Source organism: Paenibacillus ihbetae (genome assembly GCF_002741055.1).
Lineage (GTDB): Bacteria > Bacillota > Bacilli > Paenibacillales > Paenibacillaceae > Paenibacillus_AQ > Paenibacillus_AQ ihbetae.
Window position 1 is genome coordinate 4,617,564 of the sequence record NZ_CP016809.1, and the last position, 15,557, is coordinate 4,633,120.

The window sequence follows — 15,557 nt, forward strand, 5'->3', positions numbered from 1 at the left end:
ATCGAACTATACTACTAGGCCCTTATTATCAGTTTGAGAATTCCAGAAATCACTTGTTGAAGATGAAAGAGGTGTACGATTGTTATGAAACCTGCTGGTGTAGTTCGAAAGGTCGATCAGCTGGGGAGAATCGTTCTTCCAAAGTCTCTGCGTAAGAGATATCAGATGAACGAAGGCGATCCCGTAGAAATTCTTGTGCAGGGGGACCATATTATTCTGGAGCGTTACCGTCCCAAATGCGTCTTTTGCGGCTCGATGGACGGCGTAAGCGAGTTTAAGGAGCGTTATATCTGCACACAATGCATGTCGGAGATGCAGCAGCTTCCGAGACATGCTTGATTCCTAATATGAGGTTCTATCGTCTCATTTGATGGCATCGCTGACAGCGGTGCTTTTTTTTATCGCCAAAAAAATAAAAGACCCCCTCCTAAGAAGAGGGAGTCATGCCTTACAGGCCTTTGGTTTTGTCATCATTGTAGGCTGCGGTCAAAATGCCGACCATATAAAGGGCAAATACGATCATGACGATCCAAAAGGTTAATGAGAAAGACATTACTGCCACCTCCTGCTAAGCTAATCTATATTATAACCATCTTAGCCGAAAAAATAAATGATAATATGAAAACTGCCCCTTTATTTGAAAAACAGGAAGTGCGTAGGCACCGGGCGAAGCTGTCCGTCCGACGGCTTGTTCACGACCCGTCCGTTCAAGACGAGGGAGGAGGAGCCGCCCCCGTCCAAGTTATAGGCATCGATCACGCCAAGCTTAAGAAGCTTGTTCTGCAGCTCCTGCAGCGTAGCGCCAGACCTGCCGTTCTCATCATATCCTTCCGTGACGAGAATCAGCAGCTGGTCGTCCTTGTAATTGCCGATGACGGTGCGCGGCGCACGCGCCGGCGTGCTTCTCCACTTCTCGGGTATGGTCGTCTTTCTTCCGTTCTGCAGCAGCACGGGCACAAAGGTGGCTCCGAATTTCGGGCTTAGCCGGTCAAGCTGCTGTTGACTGTAAAATTTGCCGCCGATCAGTTTGCCGGAGGTGCTCATCCCGACGAAGGCCAGATCCTTAAAGCTAGGCTGAAAGCCGGATACATAGCGCCCTTCGTAAAATGTCGTGCCGAGCGGGAAGCGGCCCCCGTTCCCATCGGCGTATCCGCCGGCATTAATGCCCGCAACGGCCCCGTGCCGGCTGACGGCCCGCATCGTCGTCTCCACCGTACCGGGCTTGCCGCTTTCGCTGCCCAGGGACATGCTCATCGCGGAAGGGTCCTTCAGCTTGACCTTCATCGCATAGCCATGATAGGGGCCAGGATTGACTTTATACAGTTCAATCCGGATCCGGTCGCTGTGAACCGTCTCGATCGGGGCTCCCAGCTTCGAGGTGATTCTCCGGTTATAGATTTGTTCCGGTTTTGCGGCCTGCGTCGTGGCTTTCCCCAGAAGGGACCCTACCTTGGCGGTCGTCTGCTGATAGAGAACGGCCGTCTTTTCAATGGAGGATACGGTCTGCTTGGCGGCTGCCGCCGCTTGGCCCAGATCGTCCTTGATCTTCGCGGACTGCTCGGCTATATGGCTGTCGGCTACATATTCCGAGGAGTGCAGCGTAATGCGCGGCGGCTCGGTTAGCAGCCACATGCACAGCAGCATGCCGATGAAAGGCGCGATGGCTAGCATAAATAAACGGTTTACCTGCTTCGGTCGGATGTATTTCAGCTTGCTCACTTTAAGAGCTCCATTTTGCGTTCCAGTTCCTTGAGCTGTTTCTCGACCTCGCTCAGCTGGCTGTACAGCTTGTTGCTGTTGTCGGTTTTGCCGCTCGCCTGATCCTTGGTAAAGGTCAAGAGCTCGTTAAAGGATTGAACCTGACTCTGCATCTCGTCCAATTCCTGTACCAGCTCATTGAAACGCTGATCGTATTCCGACTTGAACGAAGCCATCTGCCGATTGGTATCCTCCTGAAGCTGGATAACGACCTGTTCCTTCAAATGATTGCTGTATAAATAGGCTGCGGTAGTGCCAAGCCCGATCAGAACAATCCAAAATACCCAGAACCATCTGGCCGAAGGTCCTTTGCGCTGCATTTCCTCACGGGTTTCGTAGGGGGTATTGTTTTCTGATTCCAACACCGGCATTTCATCACCCCTCAAAATCTATCATTTTTTCCAGATATCTATTCTATCATGTCAGAAATACTTTCGCAAAGACGAACAAAAAGCACTTGAGTTATGAAAAAAGATTGCCTAGAAAGTTAGAGTGGGATACAATCTGTATAGATTTGTTTATCAAGTAGGATACATATAAGACATTCGCCATGCTTATTTTGACTTCTCTGCGTCTTCAGGATTAAATTCGCTACGGATCTGCATGTGATTCACAGTCCAAAATGTCGATCCATGCCGTAAACAACGTAAATTCGCATGTCGGATGTATGCTTCGTGATGATGCCGCTTACTTAGAAATAGAGATATCAGACGAAACAGGAGGTCTATTGGAATATGAATCAGGTTTGGCGGGTAGTTATCGTCGGCAGTCAACCTACAAGCATGCTGGGAACGAAATTGATATTGGAGGAGGAGCAGGACCTGATCGTCCTAGGCATGACTTCTTCCGGCACGGAAGGAGTGCGGATGGTCGCTGAGCAGTTACCCGAACTGGTCTTATTGGATTACCAACTTCAGGACCAGACCTCGGAAGCGATCCTGGAACAGATGAAGCAGTTGTCCCCGAACACCCATGTGGTGGTCATGACCGACAACGACGGCCTTCCGCTGCTGCAGTCCTTGGTTAGCCGGGGAGCGAGCGGGTTGTTGTCCAAGCAGGCATCGACCTTTCAGCTTATCCATATGATCGCCGGGCTTCGGGAGGGGGTAGCCTCTCTTCCGCTGGAATGGGTAAGACAGGGAATCTGGCCGCTGACGGCCTCGGCGATGAACGAAGGCGGGCTGCAGCTCTCCGAGACGGAAGCCTTTATCATGGAACGGATCGTGCAGGGCATTACATACGATAAGATCGCATCTGAAATTCAGGTCAGCCGGCGTTCCATCGACAATTATCTCCGGAAAATTTATGTCAAGCTTGGCGTATCGACCCGGGCGCAGGCCATTGAGAAATATGCGCTGTATACCCGTCAAGGAAGGCAAATTTATGCTTAGAATTTTACATAAGGTATAATATATAGATATCGGGAATAATTTTTAGAGGTTGTAAAGAGGCTCCCCATAATATAAAACCGAGGTTTCCATAAACGGTTAGAGGAGGGATTTCCATGCAGTATTCCTTTGCTTCCCGTGCACAGACCCTATTGTCATCCCCGCTGCGCAATATCCGTGAGCTTGCGAAGCGGGATTCTTTTATTTCCTTGGCAGAGGAGCTGCCGGCTGAGGAATTATTCCCCATGCATTCGCTGGCCGAGGCCGCTACCTCTGTCCTAACAGCCGATCCGGAAGCCTTGCAGTACGGGGAGGCGGAAGGCTATCGCCCGCTGCGTGAATGGCTGAGCCGGGACCTTGCCAAGCGCAAAGGGTTGAGCGTTCAAGCCGGCAATATATTGCTGACAACAGGCACCCAGCAGGCCATTGATTTGCTGGTCCGAGTGTACGTGGAGCCCGGGGATGCCGTTCTCGTGGAGAATCCGACGTCACCTGGACTGCTGCAGGTTCTCCGGCTTCAAGGGGCAGAAATCGTGCCGGTTCCCGGAGATAGCAGCGGCATGCTCCCGGACCGGCTTGCGCCGCTGATTCGGAAGCACAGGCCCAAGCTGCTGATGGCCGCTCCGAATTTCACGAATCCCACAGGTGTGATGTGGAGCCTGGAACGGCGAACGCAGGTGCTGGAGCTGTGCGTGCAGCACGGGCTTCTCATCGTTGAGGATGATTCGTACGGGGATTTGTATTTCGGGGCAGCCGGCGGGCAGGATCGGAAGCAGCGGGAGCAGCGGCTTCCATCCCTGTTTTCTCTGGAGGAGAAGCAGGGAGAGCATGTGCTTTATGTCGGCTCGTTCAGCAAAACGGTAGCTCCGGCGCTCCGAACGGGCTGGGCGGCAGGCAGCTCTCAGGTCATTGAGATGATGACGGCAGTGAAGCAGATGGCGGATTGGCAATCCAGCATGCTGAATCAGCGGATGCTCCATCATCTGCTGGAATCGAATCATTTTAAGCTCGAGGACCATATCGAGATGCTGAACAGAGAGTACGCCACGAGGCTTAAGCTCATGGTGGAGCTGCTGAAGCGGAGCGCTTGGAAGGATGCGAAATACGAGGTCCCTTCCGGCGGTATGTTTCTGTGGGTTGAACTCCCTCCCGGCCTGAATGGCGATGCCCTTCTGCGGGCTGCATTAATGAAGGGGGCGGCTTTCCTCCCGGGATCGATGTGCTCGGCAGGAGGGGAGAATGCCGAGTGCATCCGGCTGAACTTTACCCACCCCGGCCGTGATGAACTTCTGCTGGGGATGAACCTGATTAGTGAAGCCGTCATGGAATTTACCGCGCGGAATTAACCGTCAGCGTGCTAGGATATCAGCAAACTTAGCGAAATAAGGTGGAGCTGGGAAAATGCGGCTGCGATACAATACATCTAGAGCTGTAGTTACAATCTTACAGTCACATATTTAGGCTGCATCATCAGTCACGGTCACAGTCACATCTACAGATGCGTCTGCAGTTACAGTCACATATACAGCTGTATCTTGAGGCTGCATCTACACTCACACCACAGATGCGTCTGCAATAAAAACTCTAAGAATACAGGCTGCCGATTCAACCGCGTTTGGTTGGAGCGGCAGCCTTTTTTGGGATTTCAGGTACTCCATGCTTCGTCGACATAGCTCGTCTCCGTGGACCATCGTCTTGATCCATGAAATCATCACTTCTACTCAATTAGGTAACGCGCGCCTCCAGGCGCGCGTTGTAATGATGACCTGCTGCTGGATGATCAGCGTCGACGCTCGGATGGCAAGACATTAAGTCCTGTCATATTAGCGGATTCGAGCACGTTGGCATAGTCCGCGAGAGCCTGGACACCGGCAGGGGTAAGGAGGTAACGTCCCCGACTGACCCGCCGGAACCAGCCGTAGTAATTGCGCTGCAGGATGGCCGCCGCCGAGCCGACGCCGCTCCGGTCACGGACAGCAGCAGGCGAGATTCCCGGCAGGGGAGCGGCAGTATAGCCCTCAACTGCAGCAGACGCCTCGCCGCTCATCCGCAGCGCTTCCCGCTGTTCATGCTCCGCGCCGTACAGGGCAGCGGCAACGCGGAGCGTCTTCTCGCGGTATGCCGTCACCAGCTTGGCGCGGGTGACGCCGCCCGTATTGTAGTCGCCGCTGCGCTCCCTGAATTCATTCAGCAGCCGCTCCTTGCGCCTGATTGCCGTTCGTCCCCGGGTGACGGCGATCTCCGGCTCGCAGAGCACCTCCACAAACGGGGCCTTCGTTTTGTAGAAGGTGACGGTAATGAGCCCGAGGCCCAGCTGCCCGCATAATCCGGTCAGCTCGGACCAGCGCTGATTGACGGCCCCCTTCTTGGCCCGGCTCTTCTCGACGGCAAGGTACACATAGGGCGTCAGCTTGAGACGCTCGAGCCCTTGGAGCAGCAGGGCAAGATTGAACGTTTTTTTCATCTCCACGATCAGAGGCTCGTCCGCTCCCTCCTTCATTCCGACCAGGTCGCAGTTCCGGACCTCCCCTTTGACTTCATACCCGTTTATTTCAAAAAAAGCCTTCAACGGAGCGTACAGCTCGGCTTCATGCTTGATCGCCATGATTACCCTCCTTGATTGTTGCACCAGCACGAATGTTACGTTCATGTAAAATCAGTATAGCATGAGGACCGCATCCTGGCGTTCCCGATTCAAACAAGACGAGCTGCATTCAGCAAAAAAGCTCAAGCTTGACTTCGAAAATAAGGTCAACTATTCCGGGCAAGGCGCATAGGTATGTAGTACACTTTTTCGAAATCGAATGTTTCAAATGACGCTGTGGAATGGAAGCCAATCCCCATAAACAGACTCATAGGAGGTAGCGAAAATGGATATTTTCGAACGCATAGCATCATATAGGGCAGAGAGCGACCGTTTGGCGTGGAGCGGCACATTCAGGGAATATATTGAATTATTAAAGAAGGATCCCTCTCCAGCCATGACGGCTCACGCCCGTGTGTATGACATGATCGAATCCTACGGGATCGAGGAGAGCGGCGGCCGGAAAAAATATAAGTTTTTCGAGCAGGAGATCTTTGGACTGGACCGGGCGATTGAGAAGCTGGTCGAAGAATACTTCCACTCCGCAGCCCGGCGGCTCGATGTCCGCAAGCGGATCCTGCTGCTGATGGGGCCGGTCAGCGGAGGAAAATCCACGATCGTTACGATGCTCAAGCGAGGGCTGGAGAAGTACTCCCGAACCGACAGCGGTGCGGTGTACGCCATTTCAGGCTGCCCGATGCAGGAGGAGCCTCTTCATTTGATCCCGCTGGAGCTGCGGCCGGAGATCGAGAAGGAGCTTGGCGTTCGCATCGAGGGGAACCTGTGCCCGGCCTGCCAGCTGCGGCTGAAGACCGAATACGGCGGCGATATTGAGAGCGTGAAGGTAGAACGGGTGCTCATCTCGGAAGAAGGCCGGGTGGGGATCGGGACATTCAGCCCTTCCGACCCGAAATCGCAGGACATTGCCGACCTGACCGGCAGCATTGATTTTTCTACCATCACGGAATACGGCTCCGAATCGGATCCGCGGGCATACCGGTTCGACGGGGAGCTCAATAAAGCCAACCGGGGGCTGATGGAATTTCAGGAAATGCTCAAATGCGATGAGAAGTTCCTGTGGAATTTGCTGTCCCTGACGCAGGAGGGGAACTTCAAGGCCGGACGCTTTGCGCTGATTAGCGCGGATGAATTGATTGTTGCACATACAAACGAAGCGGAGTACAAAGCCTTTATCGCCAATAAGAAGAACGAGGCGCTCCAATCCCGGATGATCGTCATGCCGATCCCGTATAACCTCAGGGTCAGCGATGAAGAGAAAATCTATGCTAAGCTGATCGGGCAGAGCGACATGAAGCATATCCATATTGCGCCTCATGCACTCCGTTCCGCCGCCATATTTTCCATACTGACCCGTTTGAAGGAAACGAAGAAGCAGGGAATGGACCTGATCAAGAAAATGCGCATGTACGACGGGGAGGAAGTGGAGGGCTACAAGGAAGCCGATCTCAAAGAGATGCAGAGCGAATATTTAGAGGAAGGCATGTCCGGCGTGGATCCCCGGTATGTCATTAACCGGATCTCAAGTGCTCTTATTAAGCAGGATCTTCAGTGCATTAACGCGTTGGATATGCTGCGGGCGATTAAGGATGGACTGGATCAGCACGCTTCCATTACCAAGGAGGAGCGGGAGCGGTATTTGAACTTTATTGCAGCTGCGCGCAAAGAGTATGATGAGCTGGCCAAGAAAGAAGTGCAGAAGGCGTTCGTCTATTCCTTTGAAGAGTCGGCCAAGACGCTGTTCGAGAACTATCTGGATAATATTGAGGCCTTCTGCAACTGGACCAAGATCCGCGACCCGCTGACCGATGAGGAGATGGATCCGGATGAAAGATTGATGCGTTCCATCGAGGAGCAGATCGGGGTATCGGAGAACGCGAAGAAGGCCTTCCGCGAGGAAATCATGATTCGAATCTCCGCTTATTCGCGCAAAGGCAAAAAGTTCGAATATCACAATCATGAGCGTTTACGCGAAGCGATCGAGAAAAAGCTGTTTGCTGATCTTAAAGACATCGTCAAAATCACCACCTCCACGAAAACGCCGGATGCCGTGCAGCTGAAACGAATTAACGAAGTCAGCTCCAGACTGATCGAGGAACACGGCTACTGCCCGGTCTGCGCCAATGAGCTGCTGCGGTACGTAGGCAGTCTGCTGAACCGATAATTTTCTCGTCTGAAGGCGGTCATCTGCCAAACCTTTATTGCAGGGAGTAAGGCTCGGGGCAGAAGTCGAAGGACTGGTAAGAGCAGCCGGCGGAGGGCGCAGCCTCAATGGAGCCAGCCCTGTCGGCGACGGGATACGCAGAGGATCAATGCTTGGGAGCGGTAATCCAAATGAAGTTTGAAGCGAGCTGCGCGGCGGTAATTCGTTACCGGCTGCGCAGCTTGTTTCTGTCTGCAGAGGAGTTTATCGAGAGTTTAATCGAAAAGAACACGCGGACGATGGAAGTTCTATACATTTTGCGTATTTGAGTATTTTCAAGATGTGATATTATACACCCAATTAGGACTTTGGCATTATGCCGCGATTGGTAAATATAGTCTATAATGAACCCTAAGTACTTAGACCTGTAACAGGGATCATTCTATTTGGGAGTGAAGGATTTCGTCATGATGGATGTTTCACCGAAAAGACGTCAGCAGCTGGAGTATATCGGACTTCGTGAACGTGATTTAGAGCTGCTTGCTCAGCACCGCGATGTGTTTGTCAAGGTGGTCGAGGAGGTGGTGGACCGGTTTTACGCGAGAATCGGCGAACAGCCGCAGCTGATGCAGATTATTAACCGAACGTCGACCATGGAGCGGCTTAAGGAAACCCAGCGGGTATATTGGCTGTCGCTCGCAGAGGGCCGGGTGGATGAGGCTTATCTTGAGAACCGGATCAAGATTGGACAAGTCCATTCGAGAATCGGGCTGAACACCGATTATTATCTGGGCAGCTATATGGTTTATTTGGATATTGCAGCAGATCTATTTAAGCAGCTGCTTCCTGACCAATGGACGCACGTCGTGCATGCGCTCAGCAAAATGTTCAATCTGGACTCTCAGCTCGTTCTGGAGGCTTATGAGATGAAGGAGAAAGAAAAAATTCAGAACTTGGTTACGGATCAACAGAAAATGTTGGAAGCGATTACAGAGGCTGTGCAGGAGCTGACCGCCATGATCGTTGAGCTGGATCAAAGCGCAGCGCTGATGGCCGATAATGCCATGAAAACCGCAGAGGCTCAAGAGAAGGCCCATGCGCTGACCGCCGAGCTTGGCGAGGAGATTCTTCAGATCGAGCAGATGGGCAGCCTGATTCGGGAAATCTCGGACCAGAGCCATCTGCTCGGACTGAATGCCGCGATCGAGGCAGCGCATGCCGGAGAGCTCGGCAGAGGCTTCGAGGTGGTGGCGGGCGAGGTGAGAAAGCTCGCAACGCATTCCAAAAAAGCGATGGAAGAGATCCAAAGCAAAGTCAGCGGCATTATACGCAAGCTGGGCCTGGTGGAGCAGGAGTCCGAGAAGACATCGGTGAACGCGCGGAATCAGGCTGCAAGCTCCCAGGAGCTGGCGGCTTTCGTGAAAATGATGGAGAAGCTCGCCGATGACCTGGAGGCGCTAAAGCATGAGTATGACGTGCACAAGCATGATCTGGACGCTGAATCGGCTCTAATGAAGACCGAGAAAGCCACCGTTTAATTCGATAGTGAAGGCGGTGCTTGGCGATAAAGCTTACAGATGAACAAGAAGCAGCATCCTCGTACCGGAACCATTGCACCGGAGGATGCTGCTTCTATTTTTATTTAAGCTGGAGAAACGAATGGAAGCTGCGCCGTAAGGATATTCAAATAAAACGCCGATGGAGCTTTTTACCGTCATAGGAGAACAGGATCGGCTTGCCTTCGATCATGCTGTGCAGATGCACCGGCTTACCCCAGAGGCGGTAAACGTAAGGGATTGTGCGCTCCATGTATTTCAGGTCCAGCTCGATGCCCTCGAATAGATGCTTGATCATGAGCTCACCGGAACGAAGATGGTCCCCGTCGGTGACGACCAGATAGGGGTTGCCGCCGTTGACCCGGGAGACGACGAGCTGATCCCGAATGTTTTCCCACGCTTTGTCGGTAATTTTCCACTCGGGTCCTTTCTTCTCGAACACATACAGATCCAGATCCTCAACGAGCTCCTTGGTCAAATAATTGCGAAGGAACGAGATGTCGGAGTCGTATTCCCTCACGTCGAACATCTTCTCCCGGTCCCAGCGCCGTTCGATATCCTCGAAGATTTTTAGCCCCAGATAGTACGGGTTCAGGCTGTGGCGGGACGGCTGGACGACGGAAGCGTTCAGCTTGGCGAATTCCACCGTTTCCTCGCTGGTCAGGTCCATCTCCCGCAGGATGCGCTGATGCCAGTACGAAGCCCAGCCTTCGTTCATGATTTTCGTCTCCATCTGCGGCCAGAAATACAGCATCTCCTCGCGAAGCATGCTCATGATGTCCCGCTGCCAATCCTCAAGAATATCGGAATGCTCCTGAATAAACCACATGATGTCCTTCTCCGGCTCAGCCGGAAACCGCTTCGGTGCCGCGGGAGCCGGGCCGGGTTTATCTTCCTCTTCTTCATCCAGCTCCCACAGATCATCGTACCGGCCGGGAGGCTTGTGGCGTTTGGCCTCCTCCCGCTGCTCCAGCATCCGCCGCTCGTTATAGCGCTGCTTGTCGAGCTTCTCGGGACGCAGGATTTGCGGGTCGACATGCTCTTGGATTGCCAATACCGCGTCTATGAATTGCTCGACCGCTTCCGTTCCATGCTCCAGCTCATACCGGGATATCCGTTCGGCGGTAGCGGACATGCTCTCGACCATATTCCGATTGGAGACCGAAAAGCGGGCATTGTTCTTGAAGAAATCGCAGTGGGCGAGAACATGGGCGACGATCAGCTTGTTCTGAATCAGTGAATTGCCGTCAAGGAGGAAAGCGTAGCACGGATTGGAATTGATCACGAGCTCGTAAATTTTACTAAGGCCGAAATCGTATTGCATCTTCATTTTATTGAAGGTTTTTCCAAAGCTCCAGTGGCTGAACCGCGTCGGCATGCCATACGCGCCGAAGGTGTATATGATGTCTGCCGGGCAGATCTCATACCGCATGGGATAAAAATCAAGGCCGAAGCCTGATGCGATTTCGGTAATCTCTGCAATGGAACGCTCTAACTCAGCAATCTCGTCTTGGTGCACGAGGATCCCTCCTTCGTTAATGGAAACCTGGTTCTTATCATATATATGGGAACTTGATGGAGATATGCGGGCTCAAGGGTAGAACCGCACGATGAATAGGCTGTTAGAGAGCGGACGGTGAAAGCATGGAGACCACACTTTGGTGTAAAAAAATACCATACCGAGACTGTCGATCACAGATTTACCCTCATAACTATGTCAGGATGTTCACGGAAATGATTTACGTTATAATATGAGATAATCCGCTGCGTTGGCATAATCCACCAGTTAATCAACCTGTGGATAATTAGAAGGACAGGGAGGCAAATGAATGATTCCATTTCCTAAACCGGATGTCGAGCAATTTTTCCAGACTTATTTGATTCGTAATTTTGCTGTAAGCGCAGATGAGTCCAGACTGGTATTCAGCAGCAGCATGAACGGAAAGTTCAATTTATGGGCGATGGACCTGAGGGAGGAGACGGCATACCCTTACCCGCTCACCTACAATGACCAGGCCGCAAGCTTCGTTAAGCTGGACCCCAAGGGGCGCCATATTCTTACGGGGTTTGACCACGACGGCAACGAGAACTATCACCTGCACGCGCTGCGCTGGAGCGGCGGGGAAGCGATTCCGTTATTCGAGGATGCCAATCCGGATGACAAGTATTTCTTCGTACATCTGTCCGAGGACGGCAGAAGGCTGTATTACGTCACATCGGAAGGCAACCCGTCCTATCTGAACTCCCTGGTATATGATCTGGAGACGAGAGAGAAGAGGCTTCTGCATGAAGGCCGGGATACGGCCACGGAGCTGTCTGCGGTGAGTCCCGACGAGAAGACCATCGCTTATACGAAAATGTATGCCAATACCTATTACATAAGCTATGTACAGCGGGAATCCGGGGAGCCTCTGTGTTTGACCCCGTCACCGGAGCAGGTGCATACCGCCGGCGGCGTGCAGTTTATCGACAACGATCATGTCGTGTTTACGACCGACTATGATTCCGAGTTTTCTTACGTCGCCTCGTATCACATTTCCCAGCGGAAGTTTGAGCCGCTGTGCCGGATCGAACGGGAGAGCGTCCAGCTTCTGCGCTGGCATGAGGATTCCCGAACGCTTTATATCCTGACGGAAAAAGGCGTGGAGGATAAGCTGTATGCCTATTCCATGGACAGCAGCGAATTGACGGAGCTGCCTCTGCCGGCGGATATCGTAGAGCAGCTGAACGTAACGAAATCGGGGGTTCTGTACCTGCTGGCCCGCGGCGCGGTCAAACCGCTGAATATTTACCGGTACAAGGACGGCAGCTGGACCATGCTGACGAAGAACGTGTTGACAGGCTTGACAGAGGCGGATCTGTGCTCGCCTGACACCGTTACGTACCCGTCCTTTGACGGGATGGAGATCGAAGCGCTGCTGTTCCGGGCCAAGGAAGGAGTGGCTAACGGATACACGATCTTCTGGCCGCATGGCGGGCCGCAAGCCGCAGAGCGCAAGCAGTTCCGGGCGATGTTCCAGTATCTGCTGGCACAGGGATACCATATCTTCTGTCCGAACTTCCGGGGCAGCACAGGCTACGGCAGCTCCTTCGTGAAGCTGGTCGAACAGGACTGGGGCGAAGGGCCGCGCAAGGATTGTCTTGCGGGAATGGATTGGCTGTTCGAGCAGGGGATTTCAAGTCCGGAGAAGCTCTTTGTCATGGGGGGAAGCTATGGCGGTTATATGACCTTGCTCCTGGCCGGCCGCAATCCCGAGTATTTCAAAGCGGCGATCGACATCGTCGGGGTGAGCAACTTGTTTACCTTTTACAACTCGGTTCCGGATCATTGGAAGCCGATCATGGAGCGCTGGCTCGGCGATCCGGAGCGGGATCGGGAGCGGTTCATCAAGGATTCGCCGATCACCTACCTGGACAACATGGTGAACCCGATGCTGATCATCCAGGGAGCGAACGACCCGCGTGTCGTTCAAGCGGAATCGGACCAGATCGTTGAGGCGCTTCGTGCCAAGGGACGGGATGTGGAGTATATCGTGTTCGAGGATGAGGGGCATGGCATCACGAAGAAGGCTAACGAAAAAATCGCCTATGCCCGTATGGCCGAGTTCCTGCGGAGAAATCAATAAAGTAATCAAAATAGGCGCCCCGCATCAAGATGCGGGGCGCTGCTTTATACCTGTAGCGGACTGTTCAGTGCTCGCGAGGGGGCGACAGGTGCTGGGCTTTAAGGCTTTTGTGGTTCGCTGCCAAGATCGGCGCTCGGGTTCCAAACCCGGATGTTGTCGTCTTCCAGAATGCCCAGGGTAACATCGGAGATGTCCGGGTTTTGCAGCAGCAAGGAGTTGACCCGCATTTTGGATACGCTGGCCTCGGCCAGGGACATGCCTTGCCGCAGCTCGATGTATGCCTCGACATGGTAGCTTCGTCCTTCCTGCACAATGCGGAGCCGATTGATGTCGCGGACATCCGGGTCCCCAAGGATGATCCGGGAGATCTTCTCCTCGACATCCTTCGGCGCCGAAACGCCGATCAAGCCAACCATATTGTCATACCCGACCTTGAAGGCTACGCCGATCATGAGACATCCGATCAGAATCGTGGCGATGCCGTCGAGGATCAGGAAGTCCATGAAGTGGGCGAACACGATGGCGATCAGCGCAAACAGCGCTCCCAGCGTGGCGACGATGTCTTCATAGAACACAAGCCGGGTAGGCGGTGCGGCCTTGCCGGCGTTTCTGAAGGCAGCCGGGAACTTGCCGAGTCCGGTGGCTTCGGTCCGGGTTTCTTTTAAAATCTCCTTCATCGCCTTCATCAGAATGGCGCCGTCGATCAAGACCGCTATCGCCAGAACAACGAAGTTCAGCCAGAAGTTCGTTGCCTCCTCGGGATGCTTTAGAAGCTTGTAGCCTTTATGAATGGTTTCATAGGCCATAATCGTAACGACAATGACCGCAACCATGCAGACGATATTGATGACCCTCCCGAACCCCGTAGGAAACTTCTTGGTCGGCTTTCGCTCGGCAAGCACGCTGCCGACGAAGACGAAGCCCTGGTTCACGGCGTCGGCTACAGAATGCATGGCGGAGGCGAACATCGTCCCGCTGCCGCTGACGGAAGCGGCGATCGCCTTAATGATCGCAAGTCCCGTATTGCCAAGCGATGCGATGGCCGAAGACGTATTTCCTTTCTTAATGAGCTGCCACAAGTTTTTCATCCAAACCCTCCGTCGATTAGTGTCAATTTTAAGGATTTCCGAAATCTATATTATCACAGGATACCGAATATATGGTCATTTTTTCCTCCGGCGTGCGGTCGTTTCCTTAGTTTACCCGAAGTTGAAGCTCATTCTCCATGAATTACTCATAACTTTATTTCTTACCCAATACATTAACAATATAGTGGAAAATAAAGGATGGGTGGGGCGATGCCGTTCTGGATGCGGCGAGAAGGGATTGAAGGATGAACCATTGGGTAAGGAGTAAGGACATCTGCCTTGCAGCAATGCGAAACAATGCTAAGGAGGAAATGGGAATGAGAGCGTTGACAAGTCCAGAGGCAGGAGTGGCTCAAGGAAGACAGGATTTGGGGCTTATTATTTGCTCCGGATGTGAAGAAATGGTTGATACGATCCCCACCGACGGCGTAAAAATCATTCACGGATACTGCGGCAAAGGAGAGTGCGAGCGAAATACTGCCCAGAATTCATAAGTTCATTAATCTAAACAAAGCGTGCCTAGGAAGTGCATTCCGGGGCATGCTTTTTATTTTCTGCATTTTATTTGGCGTCAGGCATGGGATGGGGGCCCGAGGATCATCAGGAAAACAATCTTTATCAATTTTTTTAATAGGTCATACAAAAAATATTAATACTTTATGTCATCATTTTAGACGAAAATATGTTGCATATATAATATATATGACGTATTATATCCGCAAGCAGAGGAAATGGAAGCAGGAGGGATCACTATCGAACTGACGCCAAGACAGCTGGAAATCGTCGATATCGTAAAGAAGCATGCCCCGATTACGGGAGATCAAATCGCGGAGCTGCTTAACGTTAGCCGGGCTACTCTGCGTACCGATTTATCCAAGCTTGTCATACTGGATTACATCGATGCAAAGCCTAAAGTCGGATATTTTCTCGGAAAGCGGGGCGAGCCTGACCGGGAGGAGAAGTTCCGACTGCTCAAAATGAAGGTTGGCGACCTCCACGGCGTTCCGATCATCATAAGGGAGACCACAACGATCCAGGAGGCGGTTGTTGCCCTGTTCCTTGAAAACGTGGGCAACCTCATCGTAACCGATGCGGACGGCCATCTCGCAGGCATCGTGTCCCGCAAGGACCTGCTCAAGGTGACGCTGGGGAATCCGTCGGCCTCGTCCATGCCGGTCAGCCTTATCATGACGCGCCGCGCGAATGTAACAACGGTACAGCCGGAGGATACGGTGCTGGATGCGGCCCGCAAAATCATCACGAGGCAGATCGACAGCCTGCCGGTTGTCGTTCCGGCAGACGACGGCAATCCGGATCACTGGAAGGTCGTAGGCCGCATTACCAAAACGAATATCATCAAAATGCTGCTCGACATGGTAGCCGAGGAATAATGGGA

General features: G+C 52.7%; 14 protein-coding genes. 9 read left to right on the plus strand and 5 right to left on the minus strand.

Annotated features, from left to right (window positions below; genetic code table 11):
- The first annotated feature begins 84 nt into the window (after positions 1 to 84).
- The gene (locus BBD41_RS20730) at positions 85 to 339 is read left to right on the plus strand and encodes an AbrB/MazE/SpoVT family DNA-binding domain-containing protein (RefSeq protein WP_007127303.1); all 255 of its coding nucleotides are present in this window, start codon (positions 85 to 87) and stop codon (positions 337 to 339) included.
- Between the two features lie 294 nt (positions 340 to 633).
- Here the strand turns inward: BBD41_RS20730 and BBD41_RS20735 are convergent, their stop codons facing one another.
- Complete coding sequence (locus tag BBD41_RS20735) at positions 634 to 1,719, minus strand: phosphodiester glycosidase family protein (protein ID WP_099478593.1); 1,086 nt, start codon at positions 1,717 to 1,719, stop codon at positions 634 to 636.
- Positions 1,716 to 2,129, minus strand: coding sequence for a hypothetical protein (locus tag BBD41_RS20740; protein ID WP_189636068.1), 414 nt, complete (start codon positions 2,127 to 2,129; stop codon positions 1,716 to 1,718). Before BBD41_RS20740 ends, BBD41_RS20735 begins: the two co-directional genes overlap by 4 nt.
- A gap of 363 nt (positions 2,130 to 2,492) precedes the next feature.
- On the opposite strand from BBD41_RS20740, the gene BBD41_RS20745 reads away from it, so the two are divergent.
- Positions 2,493 to 3,149, plus strand: coding sequence for a DNA-binding response regulator (locus BBD41_RS20745; protein ID WP_099478594.1), 657 nt, complete (start codon positions 2,493 to 2,495; stop codon positions 3,147 to 3,149).
- A gap of 113 nt (positions 3,150 to 3,262) precedes the next feature.
- Positions 3,263 to 4,492 (plus strand): aminotransferase-like domain-containing protein, encoded by a 1,230-nt coding sequence (locus BBD41_RS20750; protein WP_077567827.1) that lies wholly within the window; start codon positions 3,263 to 3,265, stop codon positions 4,490 to 4,492.
- Between the two features lie 434 nt (positions 4,493 to 4,926).
- Here the strand turns inward: BBD41_RS20750 and BBD41_RS20755 are convergent, their stop codons facing one another.
- Positions 4,927 to 5,751 (minus strand): DUF2161 family putative PD-(D/E)XK-type phosphodiesterase, encoded by an 825-nt coding sequence (locus BBD41_RS20755; RefSeq protein WP_099478595.1) that lies wholly within the window; start codon positions 5,749 to 5,751, stop codon positions 4,927 to 4,929.
- 265 nt (positions 5,752 to 6,016) lie between these two features.
- On the opposite strand from BBD41_RS20755, the gene BBD41_RS20760 reads away from it, so the two are divergent.
- The 3 genes from BBD41_RS20760 (at position 6,017) to BBD41_RS20770 (ending at position 9,429) form a co-directional block, all read left to right on the plus strand.
- Positions 6,017 to 7,912 (plus strand): PrkA family serine protein kinase, encoded by a 1,896-nt coding sequence (locus BBD41_RS20760; protein WP_007127310.1) that lies wholly within the window; start codon positions 6,017 to 6,019, stop codon positions 7,910 to 7,912.
- Positions 7,913 to 8,019: 107 nt separating this feature from the next.
- Positions 8,020 to 8,220 (plus strand): hypothetical protein, encoded by a 201-nt coding sequence (locus BBD41_RS20765; RefSeq protein ID WP_099478596.1) that lies wholly within the window; start codon positions 8,020 to 8,022, stop codon positions 8,218 to 8,220.
- Positions 8,221 to 8,358: 138 nt separating this feature from the next.
- Positions 8,359 to 9,429, plus strand: a complete 1,071-nt coding sequence (locus tag BBD41_RS20770) for a globin-coupled sensor protein (RefSeq protein ID WP_077569077.1) — start codon at positions 8,359 to 8,361, stop codon at positions 9,427 to 9,429.
- A gap of 145 nt (positions 9,430 to 9,574) precedes the next feature.
- Here BBD41_RS20770 and BBD41_RS20775 read toward each other — a convergent pair whose 3' ends face one another.
- Positions 9,575 to 10,966 carry a SpoVR family protein gene (locus tag BBD41_RS20775; protein WP_077567825.1) on the minus strand — a complete coding sequence of 464 codons (1,392 nt, stop codon included), beginning with the start codon at positions 10,964 to 10,966 and terminating at the stop codon, positions 9,575 to 9,577.
- 310 nt (positions 10,967 to 11,276) lie between these two features.
- On the opposite strand from BBD41_RS20775, the gene BBD41_RS20780 reads away from it, so the two are divergent.
- Positions 11,277 to 13,073 carry a S9 family peptidase gene (locus tag BBD41_RS20780; RefSeq protein WP_099478597.1) on the plus strand — a complete coding sequence of 599 codons (1,797 nt, stop codon included), beginning with the start codon at positions 11,277 to 11,279 and terminating at the stop codon, positions 13,071 to 13,073.
- Between the two features lie 98 nt (positions 13,074 to 13,171).
- Here the strand turns inward: BBD41_RS20780 and BBD41_RS20785 are convergent, their stop codons facing one another.
- Positions 13,172 to 14,161: a cation diffusion facilitator family transporter gene (locus tag BBD41_RS20785; RefSeq protein ID WP_099478598.1), complete on the minus strand. Its 990-nt coding sequence runs from the start codon at positions 14,159 to 14,161 to the stop codon at positions 13,172 to 13,174.
- Positions 14,162 to 14,478: 317 nt separating this feature from the next.
- Between BBD41_RS20785 and BBD41_RS20790 the strand changes: the two genes are divergently transcribed.
- Both BBD41_RS20790 and BBD41_RS20795 read left to right on the plus strand, forming a co-directional pair.
- Positions 14,479 to 14,655 carry a GapA-binding peptide SR1P gene (locus BBD41_RS20790; RefSeq protein ID WP_099480719.1) on the plus strand — a complete coding sequence of 59 codons (177 nt, stop codon included), beginning with the start codon at positions 14,479 to 14,481 and terminating at the stop codon, positions 14,653 to 14,655.
- A 237-nt stretch (positions 14,656 to 14,892) separates the two neighbouring features.
- Positions 14,893 to 15,552: a helix-turn-helix transcriptional regulator gene (locus tag BBD41_RS20795; RefSeq protein WP_077567822.1), complete on the plus strand. Its 660-nt coding sequence runs from the start codon at positions 14,893 to 14,895 to the stop codon at positions 15,550 to 15,552.
- The last annotated feature ends 5 nt before the right edge of the window (positions 15,553 to 15,557 follow it).